Here is a 24179-nt window from a genome sequence, read left to right on the forward strand (position 1 = left end):
CCTCCAGTTTTTTATAAATGATTGATTAGCTTAACAAAAGAAAAGAGTAATAGTAATGGAGAAAATTTATGTAATGTCTATTCAAACAGTCACTACTTAAATGAGATGGCGCCACCATTCCCGTTACCTACATTTCCATCATAGGATATTAATATTGATAGATTATTAATCAAGATAGCAATGTAAGTAAAAAAAGCAAAACAAAAAACAAAAAAACAAAAATAAAACGCATATATCGCCTTAAAAAGGAACTTAAGACGATAAAAGGTTCATAAATGGCTTGTTTTGATCTTTTGATATCGTTCTCATTTCTGTTTTATTTTACAAAAGTTAATATTTTCGCAGGTTATTATTTATATATCTTTTTTATAATGGGTTAAACCAAAACAAATCAAAACAAAAATGCAATTAAATAGGGAGGAAGAAAATGAAAAAGTCTTTAACTGCTGAAAGATATAAAGTAATTATCAGAGAATTAGAAATGAAAAATAAAATTGGTGTAGTAGAGTTAGCTATTAAATTAAACGTGACACCTGAAACAATCAGAAAAGATTTAAGCGCACTCGAAGAGAAAAAGAAATTACGCAGAATTCATGGGGGAGCTATCCAATATTTTGGTGTTATTAAAGAGCCTCATTTCAATAAAAAAGTTGGCATCTTTCATCTTCAAAAAAAAATGATTGGAGAAGCAGCAGCGACTTTTATTATGGATGGAGATTTAGTTGCACTTGATGTAGGTACAACAACTTTTCAAATTGCGAGTTCAATTAAAGACGTAAAGAATGTAACAATCGTGACCAATTCTTTGGCTGCAGCTGAACTATTAAATAATCGGATTGAAAACCGGTTATTTGATGGGAAAGTAATTGTACTTGGAGGAATCTCTAATCCTCTGCAGCGTTCAATCAGCGGTTCAATAACCAACAAGCTATTAGAGCAATTTTATTTTGACAAAGCTTTTATTTCATGCGGCGGAATAAGCATGGATGGGATTTGTGATTTTAATGTTGATGAAGCATCTGCTTCTTCAATTATGATGAAGAGATCAAAACAAGTATATGTTGTAGCTGATTCTTCTAAACTGAATCAGCGGGCTCTCTTTAACATAGGGTCATTCTCAGCAATTGATTGTCTTATTACAGATCAGAAAATGCCAATTGATTGGTTAAAAGACCCAGTGCTTCGGGATGTAGATTGGGTAACAGTCGGTGACTTGAATGAGAGTTGATTACCATGTTCATCTTGAAGAAGGTCCGTATACCTATCGCTGGTTAGAAAAAACCTATCAAAACCTGCTAATGGGACAATCATCTTTAGAAAATAAATATTCCAAACAATGGGTTAGCAACGCATTACAAAAGTTATCTGAGAGAGTGACTAAAGGTGCTTACGATTCAATTTGGCTTGATTTATATCTGGAAAATGCGATTAGAAAAGGAATAAAAGAAGTTGGGATTGTTGATCATCTGTATCGCTTTACAGAATGCCGAACGTACTTTGAAAAGAACATGCTGCTGGATGATACTCCAATTGGTACCTTGCAAAAACAATGGTTAGATCTGGTCATGACAGAAAGTATGGATCATTTTGCAGAATCCATTACAAGAAATAAAGAAAAATGGGCAAAGCAAGGAGTGCGGTTAAAGGTAGGAGTAGAAGCAGACTATTTTGAAGATCGTGAAGAGGATTTATCTGAATTGCTAAGCAAACATCATTGGGATTTTATTAATGGTTCTGTTCATTTTATTAATGGATGGGGGTTTGATAATCCCAAAACGATCGATGAATTTGAAAAATATGATGTAACTGCTTTATATGAAGACTTCTTTAGAATAGTGGAAAAGGCTACTAGAAGCGGTTTGTTTGACTTTATTTCCCACCTGGATAATATCAAAGTCTTCGGCTATCGTCCTCATGCAGATCGTTTGTTGCCTATGTATAAGAAAGTAATTAAAGCCTTAAAAGAAATGAATACTGCAACTGAAGTGAATGCAGGTTTATATTACCGTTTCCCTGTTAAAGAAATGTGCCCAAGTGAACCATTTCTAGATTTATTGATAGAGGAAAACATTCCCTTGCTCCTTTCATCTGATGCACATTTTCCAGAGGATTTAGGTGCTTATATAAATGAAAATATAAAGATGCTGTATCAAAAAGGGGTAAGGCAAATAGCGACTTTCGAAAAAAGAAAACGTATCATGATGCCTCTTTCTTTAAAGTGAATTTGTTTAAAGTGAGAAGATGTTTGAGAAGAATGAATTCTAGATAAAAACAGAAAAAACACCTCTACAACGTTCTGCGATGCTTCGAGGTGTTTTTAATTATTCGATTCATATGTTACGTGTCGATTTCCGCATCATAATTTCAGGTTCCATCAGTTGAGTAAGACTGATAGAACCAGGCTGAGCAATTAAGGAGAGCATGGATTCGACCATTTTGTCTGCCAGATGATCAATTGGTACCCCTACACTTGTCAGTTCTGTTTCTAGGCTTGCCATTTGCGGGATGTTATCATAAGAGATTAAAGATAGGTCATCAGGAATGCGCAAGTTTAATTCCTTTACTGCCCTTAATATACCTACACTTATGTCATAGCTTCCGCTGATAAGGGCAGTCGGCAGCGGCTCTTTTTGGAGCAGCGTTTTTGCTGCAAGATATCCGTCATACCAGCTAAGGCCTTTTGTATTGGCAATGCTGCTTTCGCCTGGAATCAGGTTTGCTTCTTTCATTCCCTCATAAAATCCATCCAGTTTTTCAGCTTGACGCTTATCGATAGGCGAAAGGTCTCCAATATAGCTTATTTTCGTATGTCCTTGATTATATAAATGCAGAACTGCTTTGTGAATGGCTTTTTTATGATTTACATCGATTATTGGAAGCGGGCTGCTTCCTGAAACACCGTACGAAAGAATGGGGATTGAAGATGCTAATCCGGAATGAAGCTCCGTTTCTCCGCCTTCTTCAAAGATTATGACACCATCTACTTGAAAGCTTTTGAACATTTCTACAGCCTTATCTGCTGAATTCACAGAGAGAATCATAAAATAATTTTTACTTGTTACGATTTCGTTGATCTTTGAAACAAGAGCTGTAAGTGCAATTCGATCAATTGCTGGCCAGACAAGTCCAATCGTTCTGCTTTTTTTTGAGACAAGATTTTTTGCAGCAAAGTTTGGGGAATACCCTAAATTACGTGCTGCTTCTATTACTTTTTTCTTTGTATCAGGCTTGACGAGAGGACTGTCATTCAATGCCTTTGAGACAGTTGAATAGCTGACTCCGGATTCTCGGGCAATATCTTTTATGGTTACACTCATCAAAAAATCCTCCAAAATATAAAAATGAAATGTTGAAAATTTTCCGAATACAACTTATACTGTTAATAACAACGTTGTTACTCATAGTATAGTATAAAAGCTGAGGAAATACATGCTTTTTTACAATAAAATAACAACGTTGTTATTTTACAATCATTAATAACAACGTTGTTATAAAGCAATCGATGATAGGAGGATTCCAAATGATTAAATATGAACGGCTATTAAAAATGACGGATGCAGGTGTTGTTGCAGTCATAAGAGCAGACCAGCCAGAAGAAGCGGTAAAAATCTCAGAAATGTGCATAAAAGGCGGGATCACTGCAATTGAAGTTGCTTTTACAACACCAGAAGCAGATAAAGTGATTGCATCATTAATTAAATCGGATATTTCAGAAGAAGTGATTATTGGTGCTGGTACTGTATTAGATAGCGAAACAGCCAAACTGGCTATTAATGCCGGTGCTAGTTTTATAGTCTCTCCAGCTTTCGATAAAGATGCAGCTAAATTATGTAACCGTTATCAAGTTCCATACATACCAGGCTGCATGACAATAAAAGAAATGATTACAGCGATGGAATATGGTGCGTCGATCATTAAACTTTTTCCAGGAAATCATTTTTCAAGTGACATTGTTTCTGCTATTAAAGGTCCGCTGCCTCAATTAGAAATGATGCCAACTGGAGGTGTCAATTTAAATAATGTAGAAGAATGGATTTTAAGAGGCTGCATTGCCGTCGGAACGGGAAGCGATTTAACCTATCCTGCAAAAACTGGCGATTACGGAGAAATTTCTAAGATCGCAAGTCAATTTGTTCAAAAGGCTAAGGAAGCAAAAAGACGGGTGATGGTAAAATGAAAAAAGTTATTTCATTAGGAGAAATCATGCTAAGGCTGACACCCCCTGATTATCAAAAGATCGTTCAAACAGAAGCATTTGAAGCCTATTACGGCGGAAGCGAAGCAAATGTTGCAGTAAGTCTGGCATCACTTGGCCATCATTCCGCGTTTGTATCGAAATTACCAGCTAATTCATTAGGGGACGCTGCGATCGGACATTTAAGGAAATATGGTGTGAATGTGGAAGACGTTGTTCGGGGCGGAGACAGACTTGGCATTTATTTTGCTGAAAATGGAATATCGAGAAGAGCTTCTCAGGTTTTATACGACCGGTCACACTCATCTATGGCAGAAGCGAGGTTAGAAGATTTCGACTTCCATCGTATACTTGAAGGAGCAGACTGGTTTCACGTTTCAGGAATTACGATGGCAATAGGGGAAAGCGGTGCAAGAATTACAGAAGAAGCTATGAAAATCGCGAAGGAAAAACAGATAACCATCAGTTTTGATTTTAATTATCGAAGCAAGCTTTGGACACTTGAGGAAGCAAAAGCTGCATATGAAAAGGTGCTGCCATATGTGGATGTTTGTTTTGCAGGCCACAAGGATGCAGCATACATTCTTGGTATTGAATCGAATCAGCTGAATGAAAATGAACCTGACACCATAAAGGAAATCATGATGAAAATGAAAGATCAGTACAGTCTGCCTATCATTGCTTCGACGGTTCGCAGCGTACATTCAGCTTCTGTTAACAGCTTGTCCGGCTATGCATTAGATCAAAGCGATTTTTTCAGTACAGCTAAATGTGAATTTCAAATCCTTGACAGGGTTGGAGGCGGAGACGCATATGTTGCGGCTTTCATCCATTCCATGTTAAAAGGGGAATCAATGAAGTCAAGTGTCTCCTTTGCGTTAGCCGCAAGTGTTTTGAAACATACGTTAAAAGGTGACTTCAGCATTCTATCAGCAGATGAAATAAATGCGTTTGAAGAAAATTCCATTCAAAGGTAACAATTGTTCATCGAATTCATGGGAGGAACCTGGATGAGAAAACTACTAACTATTATTATTGTATGCGCTTTAAGTTTAGGAACACTATCAGCTTGCAGCAGCAAGGCAGCTGGTGAGGATGAAACAATTACGATGCGGCTTGCACACAATCAAAGTGAAACTCATCCTGTACACAAATCATTAACAGAGTTTGCAAGATTAGTAGAAGAGAAAACGGATGGATCCGTTAAGATACAGCTTTATCCAAACGGTCAGCTTGGTGCAGAGCGTGAGGTAATTGAGTTAACCCAGACTGGGGCCGTTGATTTTGCCAAGGTAAGTGCAAGTGCTTTGGAAAGTTTTTCAGAGGTGTATTCTCTTTTTAGTCTGCCTTACTTATTTGATAGCAAAGAACATTATTATAGTGTCATGAACAGCAAGGTTGCACAAGAAATCTATCAATCAACAGAAGAAATCGGATTTATCGGGCTTTCTTTTTATGATGGAGGCTCACGGAACTTTTACACGAAAAATAAACCAATCAAACATCCAGACGATTTGAAGGGTTTAAAGATTCGTGTTCAGCCTAGCGCAACTTCAATTAAAATGATTGAACTAATGGGCGGAGCGCCTACTCCGATGTCCTTTGGAGAAGTATATACAGCTTTACAGCAAGGTGTAATCGATGGTTCGGAAAATAATGAAACCGCTTTAACGGATAATAACCACGGAGAAGTCGCAAAGCAGTACTCATACAGTGAACATGCCATGGTTCCGGATATGCTGATAATGAATAATACGAAATGGGAGGAATTGAACGAAGATCAAAAACTGGCAATCTCTGAAGCTGCAAAGGAATCAACTGAGTTTCATAAAGAAGTTTGGGAAAAAGCAATTGCGAAATCAATCGAAGATGCGAAGAAAAAGAATGTCACTTTCAGCACGCCAGATAAGGAACCATTCCGAAAAGCTGTACAGCCGCTGCATGAAGAGTTTGCAAAAAAAGAATCTACTGCAGAATACTACAAAGAAATTCGGGCTGCGGCAAAAGACTGAAATCTTTTAGGAGGGATAAAACATGCAAACCATTAGAAAAAGAGTGGATCAAACTCTTGCCTTTATAACATGTACAGTATTGGGTTTTATGGTGATCATCGCAATCTGGCAAGTATTTACCAGATATGTTCTAAATTCACCAAGCTCGGTTTCAGAGGAAATCCTAAGGTATTCATTGATCTGGGTCTCAATGCTAGGAGCAGCTTATGCGTTCGGACAAAAGAAGCATATCGCGATCGAGTTTATAGTAGAAAAGCTTCCAAAAAACAAAGCTCTTCCTGTAAGCGTAATCATTGAAGTCCTTGTGCTTGCCTTTGCTTCAGTGGTCATGGTGATTGGAGGTTCTAAGACAGTTGCGATTACCATGGCTCAATCTTCAGCTTCGCTTGGCATACCCATGGGATTCATCTATCTTTCACTTCCTGTAAGCGGAGTTCTTATTATCGGATATAGTCTTCTAACCATTTATGAGGCGATCGCAAAGAAGAAAGTAGATTTATATTCAGATGATTTAGAAGCTGCATCCAAATCTCAATTAGAAGGCTAGAAAAAGGAGTGAAGTGAATTGACATTAACAGCAGGAATTATTCTATTAAGTGTGTTTTTTGTTCTTTTATTAATAGGAGTTCCCATTGCCATCAGTATTGCCGGCGCCTCCATTTCAACTATGATCATTTTGTTTCCGTTTGATGTTGCCGTCTTTACATCCGCTCAAAAAATGGTGACAGGACTTGATAGTTTTGCTTTACTGGCTGTTCCATTTTTTGTTCTATCAGGCATCATCATGAACAACGGAGGAATTGCTATCCGGTTAATTAATCTGGCAAAATTGCTGGCCGGACGCATGCCGGGGTCATTGGCACACACAAACGTGTTAGGCAATATGCTTTTCGGGTCAATCTCCGGTTCTTCTGTTGCCTCAGCTGCTGCCATTGGCGGTGTCATGTCTCCCATGCAGGATAAGGAAGGGTATGAGCGGACATATTCGGCAGCCGTCAATATTGCTTCTGCACCAACTGGTTTGCTGATACCGCCGAGCAGTTTGCTGATTATCTACTCATTGGTAAGCGGGGGCACATCTGTAGCTGCGTTATTTATGGCGGGATACATTCCAGGAATCTTATGGGGAATGGCAACGATGGCTGTGGCCTTCTTTATTGCTAAAAAGAAGAATTATCCAATCTCACAAAAGATTACATTCAGTCAGGGATTCAAGGTGTTTCTCGACGCGATTCCAAGTCTGATGCTGATTGTCATTGTTCTTGGCGGAATAATTGCCGGAATCTTTACGGCAACAGAAGGAGCTGCAATAGCGGTAGCCTATTCTCTTATTCTATCCATCATTTATCGAACGTTCAGCTTTAAGAAGCTTCCAAAAATGCTCCTTGAAACGGTTGAAATGACAGCTGTCATCATGCTTCTGATCGGGACTTCGGCGATTTTGTCTCTGGTAATGTCCTTTACTGGCATACCTGAAGCAATCAGCAGCGGGCTATTAGGGCTTACGGATAGTCCAATTCTTATTTTGCTTATGATGAATCTCATTCTTTTAATAATTGGAACATTCATGGATATCACACCGGCTGTTTTAATTTTTACGCCAATCTTCCTTCCGGTTGTTTCCACATTCGGCATGGATCCGGTTCATTTTGGAATTATGATGGCATTCAACCTATGCATCGGGAATATTACTCCTCCTGTAGGAAGTGCGCTTTTTGTTGGCTGCAGCATCGGGAAAGTGAAAATCGAACAAGTCGTAAAACCCCTGCTTCCATTTTACGGAGCAATCATTATTGTTTTGTTAGCCGTTACTTTTATACCTGAAATCAGCTTAAGCTTGCCTAAACTATTCGGACTATAAATACATCAGAGAGAAGGTTTGCAATATGAGTATTAAAGAAATGTACCCTTTTACATTTGTACAGGAAAACAGCAATGTCCTCCACTTTAAACTAGAAGATGGAAATGTCCATGCAAAGATCTTCATTCTGGAGAAAAATATCGTCCGCATTTTATTCTCTGAAGGAGAAACATTAAAACTCAATCGAACATGGAGTATCGCACCTGGAATGGAAGATGTTCCAGTGGAAGGCCGAAACCGCTTTGATACAGTCGGATTTTCATTGCCAGCCTATGAAACTAGGCAAGCAGAAGATGTCTTTATTGTAGAAACAGAGAGTTTAAAGCTTCACATTAAACTGGACGGATTTAAGATCAGCTGGTTCTACCTGGAAAATGAAAATTGGATTCCTCTTGCAAATGATCGAAAGACACAAGCATACAATTTTGACCAGTCGTTGGGGAATGGGCCTGTACATTATCTGCAGCGTGATTTAGACGAACAGTATTTCGGGCTTGGTGAAAAAACAGGGCCTGTAGATAAACATGGGAAACGTTATCGCATGCTGACGATTGATGCAATGGGCTATGATGCTGAATACACAGATCCGCTTTACAAACATATCCCGTTCTATATTACGAGACAGAAGAAAACAGGGATTTCGTTTGGATTATTCTACGATAACTTATCAAGCTCTATTTTTGAAATGGGATCAGAGCTTGATAATTATCACGGTCTTTACCGATACTTTCAGGCTGAAAAAGGAGATTTGGATTACTATGTGATCGCGGGGCCGAAAGTTCGGGATGTTACTCAGAAATTTGCATGGATGACAGGGAAAACCATTTTGCCTCCTAAATGGAGCTTAGGGTATTCAGGTTCCACGATGAGCTATACAGATGCACCAGACGCGCAGGACCAGCTAAAGAAATTCGTACAGCTCTGTGAGGAACATGACATTTTGTGCGATTCCTTTCAGCTTTCATCCGGCTACACATCAATCGGTGACAAGAGATATGTATTTAATTGGAATGATTCAAAATTCCCATCACCAAAAGAAATGGTTAACGATTTTCACGAGAAAGACCTGAAATTGTGCGCAAACATTAAACCATGTTTATTAAATGATCATCCGGTTTTTAAAGAGTTAAAAGAAAAACAGATGTTTATTTCAAACAGCAAAACAAATGAACCTGAAATGGCTCAATTTTGGGATGAAACGGGTGCGTACTTAGATTTTACAAATAAAGATACGTACGACTGGTGGAAAGCTCAGGTAAAAGAGATGCTGCTGGAATATGGCATTGATTCGACGTGGAATGACAATAACGAATTTGAAATTTGGAGCAAAGACGCAGTTTGTCATTGGTTCGGAGAAAAAATAGACTTCGAAACCATTCGTGCCCTTCATCCGCTGCTTATGATGAAGGCGTCTTATGAAGCACAGAAAGAATTCAGTCCTGATCTGCGTCCTTATTTGATTTCACGTTCTGGCAGCCCTGGAATGCATCGTTATGTTCAAACTTGGACCGGCGACAATCGCACAAGCTGGAAAACGTTAAAGTACAACAACAAGATGGGAATTGGTTTGAGCCTATCTGGCATTTACAACTTTGGGCATGATGTAGGAGGATTTTCAGGTCCTGCTCCTGAGCCTGAACTGTTTGTAAGATGGGTGCAAAATGGAATTGTCCATCCTCGCTTTACGATTCATTCCTGGAATGATGACCAGACTGTAAACGAACCGTGGATGTATCCAGAGACTTTAGATTCAATCAGGGAATTAATTAAATTCAGAACGAAACTCATTCCTTATTTGTATACAGCTCTTTATGAGGCACATGAGAATCATATGCCGATTATTCGCCCTACTTTTTATGATTTTGAGCATGATCAGAACACATTTGAGGAAAATGATGATTTTATGCTTGGAGAAAATCTGCTTGTCGCATCGGTTGTGGAAAGCGGCAAGAGAGAACGCGAGGTTTACTTGCCAATGCATCCTGATGGGTGGTACGACCTTCATACAGGGAAATGGTTTGAAGGCGGTCAGCAAGTAATCATTCCGGCACCGCTGAATTATGTGCCTTTGCTTGCTAAAGGCGGATCGATTCTTCCGATCAACAAGGCTGAGGTGACATTTGAGACCAAACGTGAAGATGAAAGAGGCTTTTTATTATTTCCTTCTAAAGGAAATGGAAAATCCTCTTACAGATTATATGAAGATGATGGACTGACTACTGAGTATACGCATACTTCAGCGTTTCTGTTTGTTGAAATGGAAGCGAATGGAAAAGAAATTCATATTGCAATGACTAAAGAAGGTTCCTATAACCTCCCGTACGATAAGGTCACGTTTAATTTGCCTGATGGTGAACAGAGACTTCTATTTGTCAATGGGAATCAAATAGTAAGCGGTAAACCAGTAGAATACAATTTTTAAAGGGAGGGCATGTCTAATGAAAAAATTTTTGGATGACGATTTTCTATTAGATCACGAGAGTTCAAGAATTCTCTATCATGAGTTTGCAAAAGAAATGCCAATCTATGACTATCATTGTCATTTGAGTCCTAAAGAGATTGCAGAAAACAAACAGTTTCAAAACTTGACGGAAATTTGGCTGAACGGTGATCACTATAAGTGGAGGGCGCTGCGCGCAAACGGAATAAGCGAAAGGCTGATTACCGGGAATGCAGATGATAAAGAAAAATTTGATGCATGGGCAAAAACGATGCCTTCTTGTGTCGGCAATCCCCTCTATCACTGGACACACTTGGAATTAAAGCGGTATTTTAATATCGATCTAGCCTTAAGCGAAAAAACAGGTGATGAAATTTGGGAGCACTGCAGCACACTCTTAAAGCAGGAGAATTATTCAGCTCAAGCTATTATCAAAAAATCAAATGTTAATGTGATTTGTACGACGGACGACCCAGCAGACACGCTCGAATTTCATAAAGAAATTAAGGAGAATGAAAACATTGAGGCAGCAGTGCTGCCGGCATTTCGTCCTGATAAAGGAATTGAAATTACGCAAGATGGATTTCTGCCTTTCGTGAACGGTTTATCGAATGCTGCAAACCTCGAAATCAATCAATATCCAGATTTTTTAAAGGCACTCGAAGATCGGGTGAAGTACTTTCATGATGCTGGATGCAGAGTATCTGATCATGGATTTGAAAGGTTGTTCTATGAAGAGAGTACGCTTGAAGAAGCATCAGCCATTTTTGATAAAGCAGTAAATGGTCAAATGATTTCTCTGCTTGAGGAGAAAAAGTATAAAACATACACGCTTTTGTTTTTAGGAAGGCTCTATCATGCACATGGCTGGGCTATGCAGCTTCACATTGGGGCCATCCGAAATAATAATACAAAAATGTTTAAAATGCTTGGTCCTGATACAGGGTTTGATTCTATGAACGATTTTGAATTGGCAAAACCATTAAATCAATTGTTAAATCAGTTAGATTTGAAAAATGAACTGCCTAAAACCATCCTATATAATTTAAATCCAATTCATAATCCCATCATTGCTTCAGCCATCGGGAATTTTCAAAATGAAGAAGCAAGAGGCAAGCTTCAATTTGGAACAGGCTGGTGGTTCAATGACCAAAAGGATGGAATGCTTCGTCAGATGACAGATCTCTCAAGCATCGGGCTGATCAGTAATTTCCTTGGCATGGTGACGGACTCCCGCAGTTTCCTCTCCTATACAAGACACGAATATTTCCGCCGGATTTTATGTAATATGCTCGGCGGATGGATGCATAAGGGAGAAGCACCTGATGATTATGAGCTGATGGGAAAAATGGTTCAAGATATTTGTTATAACAACGCGGAAAACTATTTTGAGATTACTAGATAAATAATTGGAGGGCTACCGACTATGCAAATGACGTTTCGATGGTACGGTGATAATGATCCTGTCACCTTACAAAAAATCCGCCAGATTCCGGGAGTGACAGGGATTGTTTCAGCCATCTACGATATTCCTGTTGGCGAAGCATGGCCATACGATAAAATTGTTGATTTGAAAAAAAACATAGAAAAGAGCGGTTTACAACTAAGTGTCATCGAAAGTGTGCCTGTTCATGAAGATATCAAGCTCGGTCTTCCTTCAAGGGACCGATATATTGAAAACTACAAAACGACGATTCGAAATTTATCAAAAGCAGGAATCAAAATTGTGTGCTATAACTTCATGCCTGTATTTGACTGGACTCGCTCATCATTGGACTATGAGCTTGAAGATGGATCTACCGCTCTGATTTATGAAGAAGAAAAAGTAAAGCAAATGAATCCATTAAGCGGAGAATTGTCATTGCCGGGGTGGGATTCAAGCTATGAAGCCGAAGAATTAAAGAACCTGCTTGAACAATATCAGCATATATCAGAAGAGAAACTATGGGAAAACCTTTCGCACTTTATTAAAGAAATCATCCCTGTTGCAGAGGAAGAAGAAGTCAAAATGGCGATTCATCCAGATGATCCGCCATGGTCTATCTTCGGACTTCCGAGAATCATCACAAGCAAAGAGAATTTAGACAGATTCGTCAATTTATTTGATAGTCCCTATAATGGACTTTGTTTATGCAGCGGTTCACTCGGAGCTAATCCAAACCACGATTTCCCTGAATTTGTCCGCTACTTTGGAAAAAAGGAAAAAATCAACTTCGTACATCTTAGAAATATAAAATGGATCGGCGAAAAGTCATTCCAGGAATCCGCTCACCGTTCGGAAGATGGCTCATTGGATATGTATGAAATTGTCCGTGCACTGAGAGAAGTTGATTTTTCTGGACCGGCACGACCGGATCACGGCAGAATGATCTGGGGTGAAACAGGAAAGCCGGGTTACGGGCTGTACGACCGTGCACTTGGTGCGACCTATTTGAATGGAATGTGGGAAGCGGCAACAAAAGAAAAAAACAGAGAGTCTAAATAGAAATGAGGGATATACATGAAGATTCCTTTTCAAATAGATTTAAACGGTAAAGTAGCTGTCATAACCGGAGGCAGCGGGGTTTTATGCAGTCAATTTGCCAAAGCCTTAGCTAAATGCGGAGCGAAAGTTGCTGTTATCAGCAGACGGCAGGAATCGGTTGATCGCGTGGCAGAAGAAATCCGTGCAGACGGGGGGATCACACTGGCAGTTGCGGCAGATGTCCTTGATAAAGCCAGTCTTGAACGGGCGAAAGAAGAAGTGAATGAAAAATTAGGAACATGCAGCATCCTTATTAATGGAGCGGGCGGCAATCATCCAAAAGGAAATACCGATAAAGAATACTTTTACAAAGAGGATTTGGAAGACCCTGAAACGAATACATTTTTTGACTTAGATACAGAAGGAGTCAGATCAGTCTTTGATTTAAATTTTCTCGGTGCACTTCAGACCACACAAATATTCGCAAGAGATATGGGTCAAGGAGATGTCATTATTAATGTTTCCTCCATGAATGCCTACACACCATTAACAAAAATCCCTGCTTACAGCGGTGCAAAAGCGGCAGTAAGTAACTTTACCCAGTGGCTTGCTGTCCATATGTCTAAAGCAGGCATCAGAGTAAATGCCATTGCACCAGGCTTCTTTTTAACAGAGCAAAACAGAAACCTGTTAATGGATCCAGACGGAAATCCTACTGAGCGGGCTAAAAAAATTCTTAACCAGACACCGCTCGAGAGATTTGGAGAACCCGAGGATTTGAACGGAACCCTGTTATGGCTTGTCAGCAACGAAGCATCTCGGTTTGTCACGGGAACTGTGATTCCTGTTGATGGAGGGTTTTCGGCTTATTCGGGGGTTTAACTATTGGATTGGCAGATAGACAGATTTGGTGAATAAATACGGAAAAGTGGTTGATTCCTATTTAGGTGAAATGTAACAATAGTAAAATTCTAAACTCAGATTCGTACATGGACGTCCAACTCAGCGAGCGAGTGGGAAAAAGAATAAGGAAAAACAATCAAAAAGAACAGCTTAAATGCTGTTCTTTTTGATTGGATGTTAATGTCGTTGCAGGAATAGCGATCATCGTTTTTCTTTGCTATGTCGGCGGGAGATATATCCTCTCTGGCATTGAGTACACAATGATTTCTACAGAAAAGGAATATAAAAAAGAGAGAAAGATCATTTTTTTGAAGGCAGCTGGATTTATTGCCATATCTTTAGCCGTATTTTCTATATTTATAGAAGTGCCGACTCGATTTGAGGAATGGATTGAGACGTTTGGCTTTCTGGTTTTAGCTGGCTTTTTCATGTTTTTCACAAGCTATATTTCTTTAAAAAGATCTTTTCAAAGAAATAAAGATTTACAGGATGACTCAGAGTAAGATGAACAAAAAAGAGCATCATCCGCTGATGCTCTTTCCAGTATCAATAAATTTCTTTAATCCCCGAAAGCCGGATCGAAAAGATATTTTTATTCTCATCTTCAAGTGACAACGTTTGATCGCTTAAATCCAAGTTATGGACACGTCCTTTTAACGTTTGGATTGCACCGTCAATGTAGTAGTTAATTGTAACAAGTTTATTCCGCCTCAATGCTTTTAAAATCATGTTCATTTCTCCTTTCATGTGATGGTTTTTCATTTATATTTTGTTTAGTTAGTCTAAAAGAGTTGTTTTATATGAATATATTCCTATTATACTACAAGTTTTTGAAAGCGATTACATAAAGTTTGAACACTTTGTGAAAAAAAGCACATTGGCTGCATTTTAATAACAGTATTGAAACAATCAGAGCATAATGATAACTTTAGTTATAAGAAAAATCGGATATTAGCCAATTGGATGGGCTCGAAACAATCGAATTGGTTGGTCAAATATAAACAGTTTTTCATTAAAATAAGCAGAAAAGAGCTTCTTTCTTTTCTAGGGGAAATGAGGACAAGGTAATGGGAAAAGGATTAGAAGGAAAGCGTATTGTGATTGCAGGCTCACGGAAAACAGATGAAATCAGCGCATTAATTGAAAGACAAGGCGGAATTCCGTTAGTCCGTTCCTTGCAAGGAACTGTTTTTCTTGCAGAGGAGCAGGTGGAACCAGATATTCGCACATTTATTAAGGAAGGTGCGGATTGGGTGATCTTTACAACGGGTATAGGTACAGAAACCTTGTTAAATCTTGCAAGAAAAATAGATGAGGAGCAGGCCTATCTTAGCGTTATAAATCGAGCACAAATTGCTTCAAGAGGATACAAAACCTTTGCTGCTTTAAAGAAACTTGGCCTCAAGCCTGTTGCAAAAGATGATGATGGAACAACCAGAGGGCTGATCCGCGAGCTGCAAGAACAAGACTTTAGCGGTAAGAAAGTAATGGTTCAGCTGCATGGGGAAACAGCGCCTGCTTTGATAAAGTTTCTTGAAGATAAGGGCGCAACTGTTTTGCAGATTTTGCCTTATCAGCATATTGCGCCAGATCAAGAGGCTGTTCGTTTACTATGTAAAGAAATGCAGAATAGTGAAGTTGATGCCGTCTGCTTTACTTCTGCAATCCAAGTTCGAGAGCTGTTTGACTATGCAAAAAAGGCAGATTGTCTGCAAGACATTCTTCATGCATTCAAAACTCATGTTTTACCAGTTGCTGTTGGAAAAATCACCGCAGAAGCTTTAATAGAAGAAGGCATAGATAGCCCGCTTGCGCCGGAACTTGAAAGAATGGGTGCGATGATCATTGAGCTTTCAAAGTACTACGAAGAGTTAAAAATCAAATAAAGGAAGATGAATTATGCCAAAATGGCTGAACAATACCATTTATGTTTTCGTTCTAGTTATCAGCATGGGGTGCATTTCCCACGGATTTGAGTGGAAAAAGTAAGCTTTTTGCATTCAAAATATAGCAGAAATCCATGTTTTTCTGTGAAAGGTATGCAGGAAGTTCTTGACATAAAGACGTTTACTCCGCATAATATATAAAAATCAGTGAACGTTGACGTGGGATTAGTATGCGGGTCTTTATGTGACAGAGAGCGGGGTTTATCAGCTGCAAGACCCTGCCGCAGCAAAGCCGCAGAACCTGCCCAGAGAGTCCTATGCTAAAATCATAGGCGCCATAAACCTGGCGTTATCAGGCAAAGCGGGATGCATTATGCATTCAACTAAGGTGGTACCACGGAAAAGCCAGCCCTTTTCGTCCTTTATCAGAGGATGAGAAGGGCTTTTTTTATTGAAAATAAAAGAGTTTTTGGCATCTTGCAAACCTGGAGTTAGACTGATAAACCCTGGATTTAGACTGATAAAACCTGGAGTTAGACTGATAAACTCAGGATTTAGACTGATAAACCCAGGAGTTAGACTGATAAAATCTGGATTTAGACTGATAAACCCAGGAGTTAGACTGATAAACCCAGGAGTTAGACTGATAAACCCAGGATTTAGACTGATAAACCCAGGATTTAGACTGATAAACCCAGGGACTAGGCCGTTAAACCTCGGAGTTCAACCGATAACACCAATAATCGTCATATAAAACATGCAACAAGACCGATAAAACGCAGTAATTGGCTGTGATTCCTATATGCACACCAGCCAAATCTAATAATTCAAATGAAAAAATAGAAATGAGGTCCAATGATGAAGAAAAAACGAATCGTCATCAAAATTGGAAGCAGCTCCTTAACGAACCGAAAAGGAGAAATCGATCAGGAGAAGTTTACCGATCACATCTCAGCCATAGCTTCCTTAAGAAAAGAAGGCCACGAAGTTTTACTAGTCTCTTCAGGAGCAGTAGCAGCAGGTTTCAGAAAACTGGGCTATCCAGCGAGACCCCTCACGTTAAAAGGAAAACAGGCAGCTGCAGCGGTTGGACAAAGTTTGTTAATTCAATCTTATATGGAGCAGCTTGGAAGCTACGGAATCATTCCTGCTCAAATTCTGCTTACTAGAAATGATTTTTTGAAAAAGGATCGATACAAAAATGCGTTTGCTACAATTAGCGAGCTGCTGGACCGTGGAATCCTGCCCATCATCAACGAGAACGACACGGTTTCAGTCGAGGAATTGACTTTTGGCGACAATGACATGCTGTCCGCTCTTGTCAGCGGACTTGTTAAGGCAGAGCATCTGGTTATTTTAACTGACATTAATGGCCTATATGACTCCAACCCGCGAGAGAATCCCCTTGCCGTAAAATTCGATCAGCTGCTAGAGATTACAGAGGAAATGATGGCAGGTGCAGAAGGCACAGGGTCAAACGTTGGAACAGGCGGGATGAAATCCAAACTGATTGCAGCCAAAACAGCATTGTCCCTGGGTGTAAAAGTCTTCATAGGAATTGGAAAAGGGAAAGAGAAATTTATTGATATTTTAGAAGGAAAAGGCGACGGTACCTACATAGGAGGAGACATCAGGTTAACCTTCAGCAACAGCAAACAATGGATTGCCCTTCATTCGCCTGTTAAAGGGGAAATTTATGTTGATCAAGGTGCCGAACTTGCGCTCACATCAAATGGAAGAAGTCTTTTGCCGGCTGGAATCTATGATGTGAAAGGCACGTTTGAAGAAGGAGATGTCGTTGAAGTCTTCGGAACGAACGGACTGCTTGGAAAAGGGGAAGTTCTTTATTCCTCTGAAAGTCTAAAACAAGTCATTGGAAAACGAAGCTCTGATGTAAAAGAAGAATTTTTATTCACATCTATTGAAGTTATCCACCGAGACCGATGGGTTAAAGCATAAATTAAGGGAGGGAAAGCACATGAGTGAAGTGCAAAGAAAAGGGAAGGCAGCAAAGTCAGCAAGCTATCAAATGATCAGCAAATCGACAGAGGAAAAAAATCATGCACTCGAAAAAATTGCACAGCAACTAGAATCGGAACAGGAATATCTCATCATGGAAAACCAAAAGGACATAGCTCTTGGGAAAGAAAACGGTCTATCAGATTCCCTCCTGGATCGCATGCTGCTGGATAAAAAACGGATCGAAGAGATGTCACATGCCATCCATCTCCTAATCGGCCTGAAGGATCCTATTGGAGAAACGCTGGAAACCATCGAAAAAGAAAACGGATTGCTCATTCAGAAAAGGCGTGTACCGCTTGGTGTTATTGGTATGATTTACGAAGCAAGGCCAAACGTAACGATTGATGCGGCAACCCTTTCTTTAAAAACAGGGAATGCAGTCATTCTTAGAGGCAGTTCATCAGCCAGGCATTCAAATAAGGCGCTGGTTGAAACGATCCATAGGGCTCTTGAGCATACGAATATTCCGCTGGATGCCGTTCAGCTCATTGAAGACACGAGCAGAGATACAGCTAAAGAGCTTTTCAGCTTGAATGAGTACCTGGATGTCTTAATACCACGGGGCGGAAAAAATCTGATTGATACAGTTGTAAGAGAATCAACCGTTCCTGTACTAGAAACAGGCGCCGGGAATTGCCATATTTACATCGATGAATCTGCAGAACCAAACATGGCGGAACAGATCGTGCTTAATGGAAAAACACAGCGGCCATCTGTGTGCAATGCGATCGAGACAATCTTAATTCATGAAGAATGGGTTAAGGTCAATGGAGAGCGGCTGTTTCAATTGCTCGACAATCAATTTGTTGAGATTTATGGGGATGAGCAAGTATGCAGTCTTTTTCCAAAAGCAAAACCTGCAGCAGAAGAAGACTGGAGCACAGAATACTTAGCTTTGACAGTCAGCATCAAAGCTGTGAAAGATATTGATGAGGCAATTAAGCATATCAATCAATACGGAACAAAGCATTCAGAAGCCATTATTAGTAAAGACGAGGGAAATGCTGCACAGTTTCAAACGCAAGTAGATGCGGCAGCCGTTTATCATAATGCTTCAACAAGATTTACAGATGGATTTGAATTTGGCTATGGGGCAGAAATAGGAATCAGTACGCAGAAGCTCCATGCAAGGGGACCAATGGGATTACCTGCCCTGACATCCAGCAAGCACTTTATTTACGGGAAGGGACAGATTAGGGAATAAAGTGCAAAAAGCTGTTTTTAGAACCTCTCAATAGGTTTGGAACCTAAAGTTCAATTCGCAAAACTTTTCTCAATTGAAAATATTCTTTAATACATTATTTTAACGAACAAACGTTCTTTAATCAATATATTTTTTTATGAGTATCTGATTAGGCAGACTCTAATACTATCTTTAAACATTAAAACGAAAAGGATGATGAATGTGGAAACATCAATCAAATGGACAGGACAAATGAGCTTTTCGGGCACTACGCCATCAGGCCATGAAATCATAATGGATGCAGCGGAAGAATTCGGCGGACAGAACACTGGTGCAAGGCCAACAGAATTGCTCTTGCATGCAGTAGCCGGGTGCACAGGCATTGATATTATCTCTATTCTCCAAAAAATGAGGCTGAATCCTGTCTCATTTAACATGGAATTAAACGGAACACGGGCAGATGAACATCCAAAACGATTCACAGCTATTCATATTCACTATTCATTAGAAGGGGATTTGCCTGAAGAGAAAGTCATTCGTGCCATCCAGTTATCCATGGATAAATATTGCTCTGTATCGAAATCATTGAATGCGGAAATAACAGCAGGGTATTCGATTAATGGGGTCAAGGGAAAACAGCACATCTAACGAGAGTGTCCCAGTAAAATGGGGCACTTTTTTCTGGTGTATTTAATTGATTTCCTCAACCATTTAATCTCTTTCCTCTTGGTATAGCGTACATTTTCATGCGTAGCAGGAGCCAGGAACAATTAGATTCCGACATTATTATCCAAGAAGCATCTCTTACTCTCCGCATGACTCGGCTTATGATCCAAAAAACAGGTTTTATAATCAGCAATGCGAAACTTATGATCTGCTCGTAAATGGCTTGTTTCTACCACCGTAATATGCTTCTTTTAAAAACGTTCCCCAGTCATCGTAGACATGAATTTAGAAAAAAACTGATTGTAGTCTAGATCAAAGGCGATACGATGTTTTTTCTCCTTTTCTTTAAACTTCACATATGGTCTTATATCTGCAATACTGTGTCCTCTTTCCATGCCTTCTCTCGATTGAACGACATAAACGGGCAATGACCTGCAGGTGAGCATTTCAGGGTGAAGAGGTGCCATTAATGTTAAAGCATCGTGCATTGGACTGCCGAGTGCATTCGGGTTTCTTTTTTTGTAAAAAGCATAATAGTAATCAAGAATCGGTTTAAGTAATTTTGCCTTTCCTTTTTCAGCAATGTAATCAACCATTTCCTGGCTTACAATGGCTCTTTCTGTCACATTTAAAGGGATGATGGTCAAGTTGTGGGCATGGGTTAGAACGACTTTAACAGCCACTGGGTCAGCATGAAAATTAGCCTCAGAGACAGGGGTTACGTTTCCCGGGACCCAAAAGGCTCCTCCCATTACATAATAAGCTTGTACGCTGCTCATTAATTTGCGGTAATGAATAAACATGGTGGCCAATGAAGTAAGCCGCCCAATACTGACGATGATTAATTCCTCACCATATGACTCAATAAAGCTTGCAATATCCATAAAGTTTTCTATCTGACCTTCAACATTTACATCAGGAATGATGGAACCCAATCCATATTCCCCGTGTATCTCGGGGTAATAAGTAGGCTCTTCACCAGTCAGGGGCAGCTCAGCCCCGCTGAAAATAGGGATATCTTTTTGGTTATATAATTCGTGCAAATACTGAACACTTGCAAGAGCATTTTTTCTGGGAACATTTCCGTAGTCGGCCACAACTCCTACAATATCAATCTCTTCATGCAAAGCTCCGTAAATAAGCGCTACAATGTCGTCAATGCCGATATCGCCAAATAAGAGTACCTTTAATCCCATAAAAGAAGCCCCCTGTTTTTTATCTTGTTGGGATCACTGCATTCAACAGCTTAAACAAAACTTGTTCATTTTAATATGTATCCTCGAGCAAATGGAATAATAACCCTTTTATGGGTTGCAGATGTCATTTGGTTCTAATTCCCTATTAGTTTCCGGTTACACCATTGTCGTAAATTTAAAAAAGCGAAATCCCTTGTAGGAATTTCGCTTTTCCACATTTACTTATTCAAAATGCTCTCCTCAAGAACAGCAGATTTATCCCCATACACCTTCGTAATATGGTTTTCTCCCCAAGCACAGAGGGAATCTAAAATGGTTTGCAGGCTCCATCCATATTCACTGAGCTCATATTCTACTTTTGGCGGAATTTGATGATGGACAATCCGGTTGATGACACCGTCTTCTTCTAACTCGCGCAGCTGCTGAGTCAGCATTTTTTGCGTAATGTTCGGCATCAGGCGTTTCAATTCATTTGTCCGTTTTTTTCCGTGAGTCAGATGGCAAAGAATGACGCACTTCCACTTTCCGCCAATAACTTCGAGCGTCGCTTCAACGGATATATTATATTTCTTTGGCATGGAAATCCTCCTATCTAATAGGCACCAAAAAGTGCCTACCGAACTTTATAGTTCCTATAGCACTTAAAAGTACGTACTTTTCTTTATGATTGATATCTTTCATAATAACATTTGCCGGTTGATTTTTACCATACTCTATTTTTTAATAGTTATTCAAATATTTAGGAGGAGATACTAATGAGTTTAGATAAAAAAAGAAGTACGCTGGCGCTGCTGGCATTAGCAGTCAGTGCCTTTGCCATTGGTACAACAGAATTTATCAGTGTAGGGTTATTGCCGCTTATCGCTGAAGATTTGTCGATTCCGGTGACCACAGCGGGTTTGACCGTTTCTTTATATGCATTAGGAGTAACGTTTGGTGCACCGATCCTCACATCCTTGACATCAAATATGTCACGGAAGACTTTATTGCTTTGGATCATGATTGTGTTTATTCTTGGCAATAGTCTGGCTGCTGGTGCTTCAAGCATTGGTCTTTTATTAGCTGGGCGTGTGATTGCTGCCTTCTCACATGGAATTTTCATGTCCATCGGGTCAACGATTGCAGCTGATCTTGTTCCTGAAAACCGCAGGGCAAGCGCGATTTCAATTATGTTTACCGGACTTACAGTTGCAACTGTTACCGGCGTTCCGTTTGGGACTTTTATTGGACAGCAATTTGGGTGGAGACTTGCATTTATCGTCATTATTATCATCGGTCTCATTGCTTTAATCGCCAATAGTATTCTTGTGCCGGCTGATTTAAAAAAAGGCAAGCGGACCACGTTCAGCGATCAAGTGAAGCTCGTGAAAAATGGCCGTTTACTGCTAGTATTCAGTATTACTGCTTTAGGATACGGAGGGACATTTGTTGTCTTTACGTATTTATCTCCGCTCCTTCAGGATGTAACTGGATATAAAGAAGGAACGGTTGCAGTTATTTTGCTTGTATATGGAATTGCGATTGCAATCGGCAATATGATTGGCGGTAAATTATCGAATAAAAATCCGATTGTTGCCCTATTCTATATGTTTATTGTGCAAGCGATTGTGCTCTTTATCCTAACATTTACAGCACCATTCAAGATAGCTGGCTTAGTGACCATTTTAGTGATGGGATTATTTGCTTTTATGAATGTGCCAGGCTTGCAAGTATACGTAGTGATGCTGGCGGAACGCTTTGTGCCTAGTGCCGTTGATGTTGCTTCAGCTATTAATATTGCTGCGTTTAATGCAGGGATTGCGATCGGCGCATTCTTAGGAGGGATGATTACAGATTCCATAGGACTTATACACACTGCGTGGATCGGATCATTGATGGTTCTTGGAGCGGTCATTCTAACAGGATGGAGCCGGGCTTTGGAGCGTAAGGAGCAAAAAATAAAAGGACAAAAACTAGCTGGATAATAAAAAAATCAGGAGGTCATATAAAATGATGAAAAATTTACAAGATACAACAACTTTGCATAACGGTGTCAAAATGCCTTGGTTTGGGCTTGGAGTTTTTAAAGTAGAAGAAGGACCAGAGCTTGTAAATGCAGTGAGAACAGCGATCAAACTTGGTTATCGCAGCATTGATACAGCAGCTATATATGAAAATGAAGAGGGTGTCGGACAAGGAATCCGTGAAGGGATAGCTGAAGCTGGCATCTCAAGAGAAGACCTTTTTGTGACGTCAAAAGTCTGGAATGCTGATTTAGGATATGAATCAACAATCTCAGCTTATGAGACAAGCTTAGCTAAACTTGGTTTGGAATACTTGGATCTGTACCTCATTCATTGGCCTGTAGAAGACAAATACAAGGAAGCATGGCGAGCGCTGGAGGGTCTATATAAAGAAGGAAAAATAAAAGCGATTGGTGTAAGCAACTTCCAGATTCATCAGCTTAAGAAGCTGATGAAAGACGCTGAGGTGAAACCAATGGTAAATCAGGTGGAATATCATCCGCGTCTGACCCAAAAAGAGCTCCAATCATTTTGCAGGGAGCAGGGAATTCAGCTCGAAGCCTGGTCACCATTAATGCAAGGCCAACTATTGGATCAGCCTCTGCTTAAAGAACTGGCTGATAAATACAATAAATCTATTGCACAGATCATTCTGCGCTGGGATCTGCAAAATGGAGTGATCACCATTCCAAAATCTACGAAAGAACACCGGATTGCTGAGAACGCATCGATCTTTGATTTTGAGTTAACAAAAGAAGATATGGAGCTTATTCATGGATTGAACCAAGACCACAGAGTCGGACCTGATCCAGACAATTTTGATTTTTAATAAAGGAAAGAAAGGAGCAGACGTAATCTGCTCCTTTTTTCAATTCACGCATAAATAAAAACGCCATTCTCTATGGAATAGCGATTAGAATATTATTTTTTAAAAGAAAACAATTGTAAAAACGGATTTTTCTTTTTATCTGTAATTTTAATTTCATCCATAAGAAGCTTATCTTGCCGATCGGCTATCCATTTATTTAATTCTTGTTTGTCCTGACAGTGGGTCAAGTAGGTTTCCCCGCCTTTTCCAATCGCGTTAATCACATATCTGCAAGAATTGTTTTTCATTTTTTCCACCTTTTTTCGTAATGAACAGTTAACTTCAATCCATTATAACAATTTATAAAAGATAGTCTACCCTAATTTTGATTTATTTTTTGTTTTAGAAAATGTATGTTTTTCCACAGAACCAGCCACATATAATGCTGGAACATTTGAAATAGAGTCCATATAAGTAATATTAACTAATTTTTAACAAAAATTTACACCTAATTTCCAAATTATGTTGTATATTTATTGA

General features: G+C 39.5%; 24 protein-coding genes. 19 read left to right on the plus strand and 5 right to left on the minus strand.

Going from position 1 to position 24179, the window contains the following annotated elements; all coding sequences use genetic code 11:
* Positions 1–427 precede the first annotated feature (427 nt).
* Both CYJ36_RS01270 and CYJ36_RS01275 read left to right on the plus strand, forming a co-directional pair.
* Positions 428–1228: a DeoR/GlpR family DNA-binding transcription regulator gene (locus CYJ36_RS01270; RefSeq protein WP_101564053.1), complete on the plus strand. Its 801-nt coding sequence runs from the start codon at positions 428–430 to the stop codon at positions 1226–1228.
* Entirely contained in the window at positions 1218–2222 is a 1005-nt protein-coding gene (locus CYJ36_RS01275; RefSeq protein ID WP_101564055.1) for a histidinol phosphate phosphatase domain-containing protein, read from the plus strand. Before CYJ36_RS01270 ends, CYJ36_RS01275 begins: the two co-directional genes overlap by 11 nt.
* A 108-nt stretch (positions 2223–2330) precedes the next feature.
* Here CYJ36_RS01275 and CYJ36_RS01280 read toward each other — a convergent pair whose 3' ends face one another.
* The gene (locus CYJ36_RS01280; protein WP_101564057.1) at positions 2331–3317 is read right to left on the minus strand and encodes a LacI family DNA-binding transcriptional regulator; all 987 of its coding nucleotides are present in this window, start codon (positions 3315–3317) and stop codon (positions 2331–2333) included.
* A 203-nt stretch (positions 3318–3520) separates the two neighbouring features.
* Between CYJ36_RS01280 and CYJ36_RS01285 the strand changes: the two genes are divergently transcribed.
* The 10 genes from CYJ36_RS01285 to CYJ36_RS01330 all read left to right on the plus strand — a co-directional run bounded on the left by CYJ36_RS01285 (position 3521) and on the right by CYJ36_RS01330 (position 14378).
* Positions 3521–4177 carry a bifunctional 2-keto-4-hydroxyglutarate aldolase/2-keto-3-deoxy-6-phosphogluconate aldolase gene (locus CYJ36_RS01285; protein WP_101564058.1) on the plus strand — a complete coding sequence of 219 codons (657 nt, stop codon included), beginning with the start codon at positions 3521–3523 and terminating at the stop codon, positions 4175–4177.
* Positions 4174–5172, plus strand: a complete 999-nt coding sequence (locus CYJ36_RS01290; protein ID WP_101564060.1) for a sugar kinase — start codon at positions 4174–4176, stop codon at positions 5170–5172. Before CYJ36_RS01285 ends, CYJ36_RS01290 begins: the two co-directional genes overlap by 4 nt.
* 33 nt (positions 5173–5205) lie before the next feature.
* Positions 5206–6207: a TRAP transporter substrate-binding protein gene (locus tag CYJ36_RS01295; RefSeq protein WP_101564062.1), complete on the plus strand. Its 1002-nt coding sequence runs from the start codon at positions 5206–5208 to the stop codon at positions 6205–6207.
* A 22-nt stretch (positions 6208–6229) separates the two neighbouring features.
* A complete protein-coding gene (locus CYJ36_RS01300) occupies positions 6230–6754 on the plus strand; it encodes a TRAP transporter small permease (RefSeq protein WP_101564064.1) in 525 nt (174 codons plus the stop codon).
* A gap of 18 nt (positions 6755–6772) precedes the next feature.
* Positions 6773–8068: a TRAP transporter large permease gene (locus tag CYJ36_RS01305; protein ID WP_101564066.1), complete on the plus strand. Its 1296-nt coding sequence runs from the start codon at positions 6773–6775 to the stop codon at positions 8066–8068.
* Between the two features lie 25 nt (positions 8069–8093).
* Positions 8094–10490 (plus strand): glycoside hydrolase family 31 protein, encoded by a 2397-nt coding sequence (locus tag CYJ36_RS01310; protein WP_101564069.1) that lies wholly within the window; start codon positions 8094–8096, stop codon positions 10488–10490.
* Between the two features lie 16 nt (positions 10491–10506).
* A complete protein-coding gene (gene uxaC / locus CYJ36_RS01315) occupies positions 10507–11913 on the plus strand; it encodes a glucuronate isomerase (RefSeq protein WP_101564071.1) in 1407 nt (468 codons plus the stop codon).
* 21 nt (positions 11914–11934) lie between these two features.
* Entirely contained in the window at positions 11935–12993 is a 1059-nt protein-coding gene (gene uxuA, locus CYJ36_RS01320) for a mannonate dehydratase (RefSeq protein ID WP_101564073.1), read from the plus strand.
* Between the two features lie 15 nt (positions 12994–13008).
* Complete coding sequence (locus tag CYJ36_RS01325; RefSeq protein ID WP_101564075.1) at positions 13009–13854, plus strand: SDR family oxidoreductase; 846 nt, start codon at positions 13009–13011, stop codon at positions 13852–13854.
* A 191-nt stretch (positions 13855–14045) separates the two neighbouring features.
* On the plus strand, positions 14046–14378 hold the full coding sequence (locus CYJ36_RS01330) for a hypothetical protein (protein ID WP_101564078.1): 333 nt from the start codon (positions 14046–14048) through the stop codon (positions 14376–14378).
* Positions 14379–14421: 43 nt separating this feature from the next.
* Here the strand turns inward: CYJ36_RS01330 and CYJ36_RS01335 are convergent, their stop codons facing one another.
* On the minus strand, positions 14422–14604 hold the full coding sequence (locus CYJ36_RS01335; protein ID WP_101564080.1) for a YolD-like family protein: 183 nt from the start codon (positions 14602–14604) through the stop codon (positions 14422–14424).
* 338 nt (positions 14605–14942) lie between these two features.
* Here CYJ36_RS01335 and CYJ36_RS01340 point away from each other — a divergent pair, with 338 nt between their 5' ends.
* From CYJ36_RS01340 to CYJ36_RS01365, 5 genes are all read left to right on the plus strand, one after another.
* Positions 14943–15761, plus strand: coding sequence for a uroporphyrinogen-III synthase (locus CYJ36_RS01340; RefSeq protein ID WP_101564082.1), 819 nt, complete (start codon positions 14943–14945; stop codon positions 15759–15761).
* A 451-nt stretch (positions 15762–16212) separates the two neighbouring features.
* Entirely contained in the window at positions 16213–16515 is a 303-nt protein-coding gene (locus CYJ36_RS01350; RefSeq protein WP_101564086.1) for a hypothetical protein, read from the plus strand.
* Between the two features lie 104 nt (positions 16516–16619).
* Positions 16620–17720 carry a glutamate 5-kinase gene (gene proB, locus CYJ36_RS01355; protein ID WP_101564088.1) on the plus strand — a complete coding sequence of 367 codons (1101 nt, stop codon included), beginning with the start codon at positions 16620–16622 and terminating at the stop codon, positions 17718–17720.
* A 19-nt stretch (positions 17721–17739) separates the two neighbouring features.
* On the plus strand, positions 17740–18987 hold the full coding sequence (locus CYJ36_RS01360; protein WP_101564090.1) for a glutamate-5-semialdehyde dehydrogenase: 1248 nt from the start codon (positions 17740–17742) through the stop codon (positions 18985–18987).
* Positions 18988–19182: 195 nt separating this feature from the next.
* A complete protein-coding gene (locus tag CYJ36_RS01365) occupies positions 19183–19614 on the plus strand; it encodes an OsmC family protein (RefSeq protein WP_101564092.1) in 432 nt (143 codons plus the stop codon).
* A gap of 269 nt (positions 19615–19883) precedes the next feature.
* Here the strand turns inward: CYJ36_RS01365 and CYJ36_RS01370 are convergent, their stop codons facing one another.
* Complete coding sequence (locus tag CYJ36_RS01370) at positions 19884–20828, minus strand: nucleoside hydrolase (RefSeq protein ID WP_101564094.1); 945 nt, start codon at positions 20826–20828, stop codon at positions 19884–19886.
* 218 nt (positions 20829–21046) lie between these two features.
* Entirely contained in the window at positions 21047–21406 is a 360-nt protein-coding gene (locus CYJ36_RS01375; RefSeq protein ID WP_101564096.1) for a winged helix-turn-helix transcriptional regulator, read from the minus strand.
* A gap of 177 nt (positions 21407–21583) precedes the next feature.
* On the opposite strand from CYJ36_RS01375, the gene CYJ36_RS01380 reads away from it, so the two are divergent.
* Both CYJ36_RS01380 and CYJ36_RS01385 read left to right on the plus strand, forming a co-directional pair.
* Entirely contained in the window at positions 21584–22792 is a 1209-nt protein-coding gene (locus CYJ36_RS01380; protein ID WP_101564098.1) for an MFS transporter, read from the plus strand.
* 25 nt (positions 22793–22817) lie between these two features.
* The gene (locus CYJ36_RS01385; RefSeq protein ID WP_101564100.1) at positions 22818–23660 is read left to right on the plus strand and encodes an aldo/keto reductase; all 843 of its coding nucleotides are present in this window, start codon (positions 22818–22820) and stop codon (positions 23658–23660) included.
* A gap of 92 nt (positions 23661–23752) precedes the next feature.
* Here the strand turns inward: CYJ36_RS01385 and CYJ36_RS01390 are convergent, their stop codons facing one another.
* Positions 23753–23947, minus strand: a complete 195-nt coding sequence (locus tag CYJ36_RS01390) for a hypothetical protein (protein ID WP_101564102.1) — start codon at positions 23945–23947, stop codon at positions 23753–23755.
* Positions 23948–24179: the final 232 nt, after the last annotated feature.

Origin of the sequence: Bacillus sp. UMB0893 (assembly GCF_002858905.1) — a bacterium.
GTDB lineage: Bacteria > Bacillota > Bacilli > Bacillales > Bacillaceae > Bacillus_P.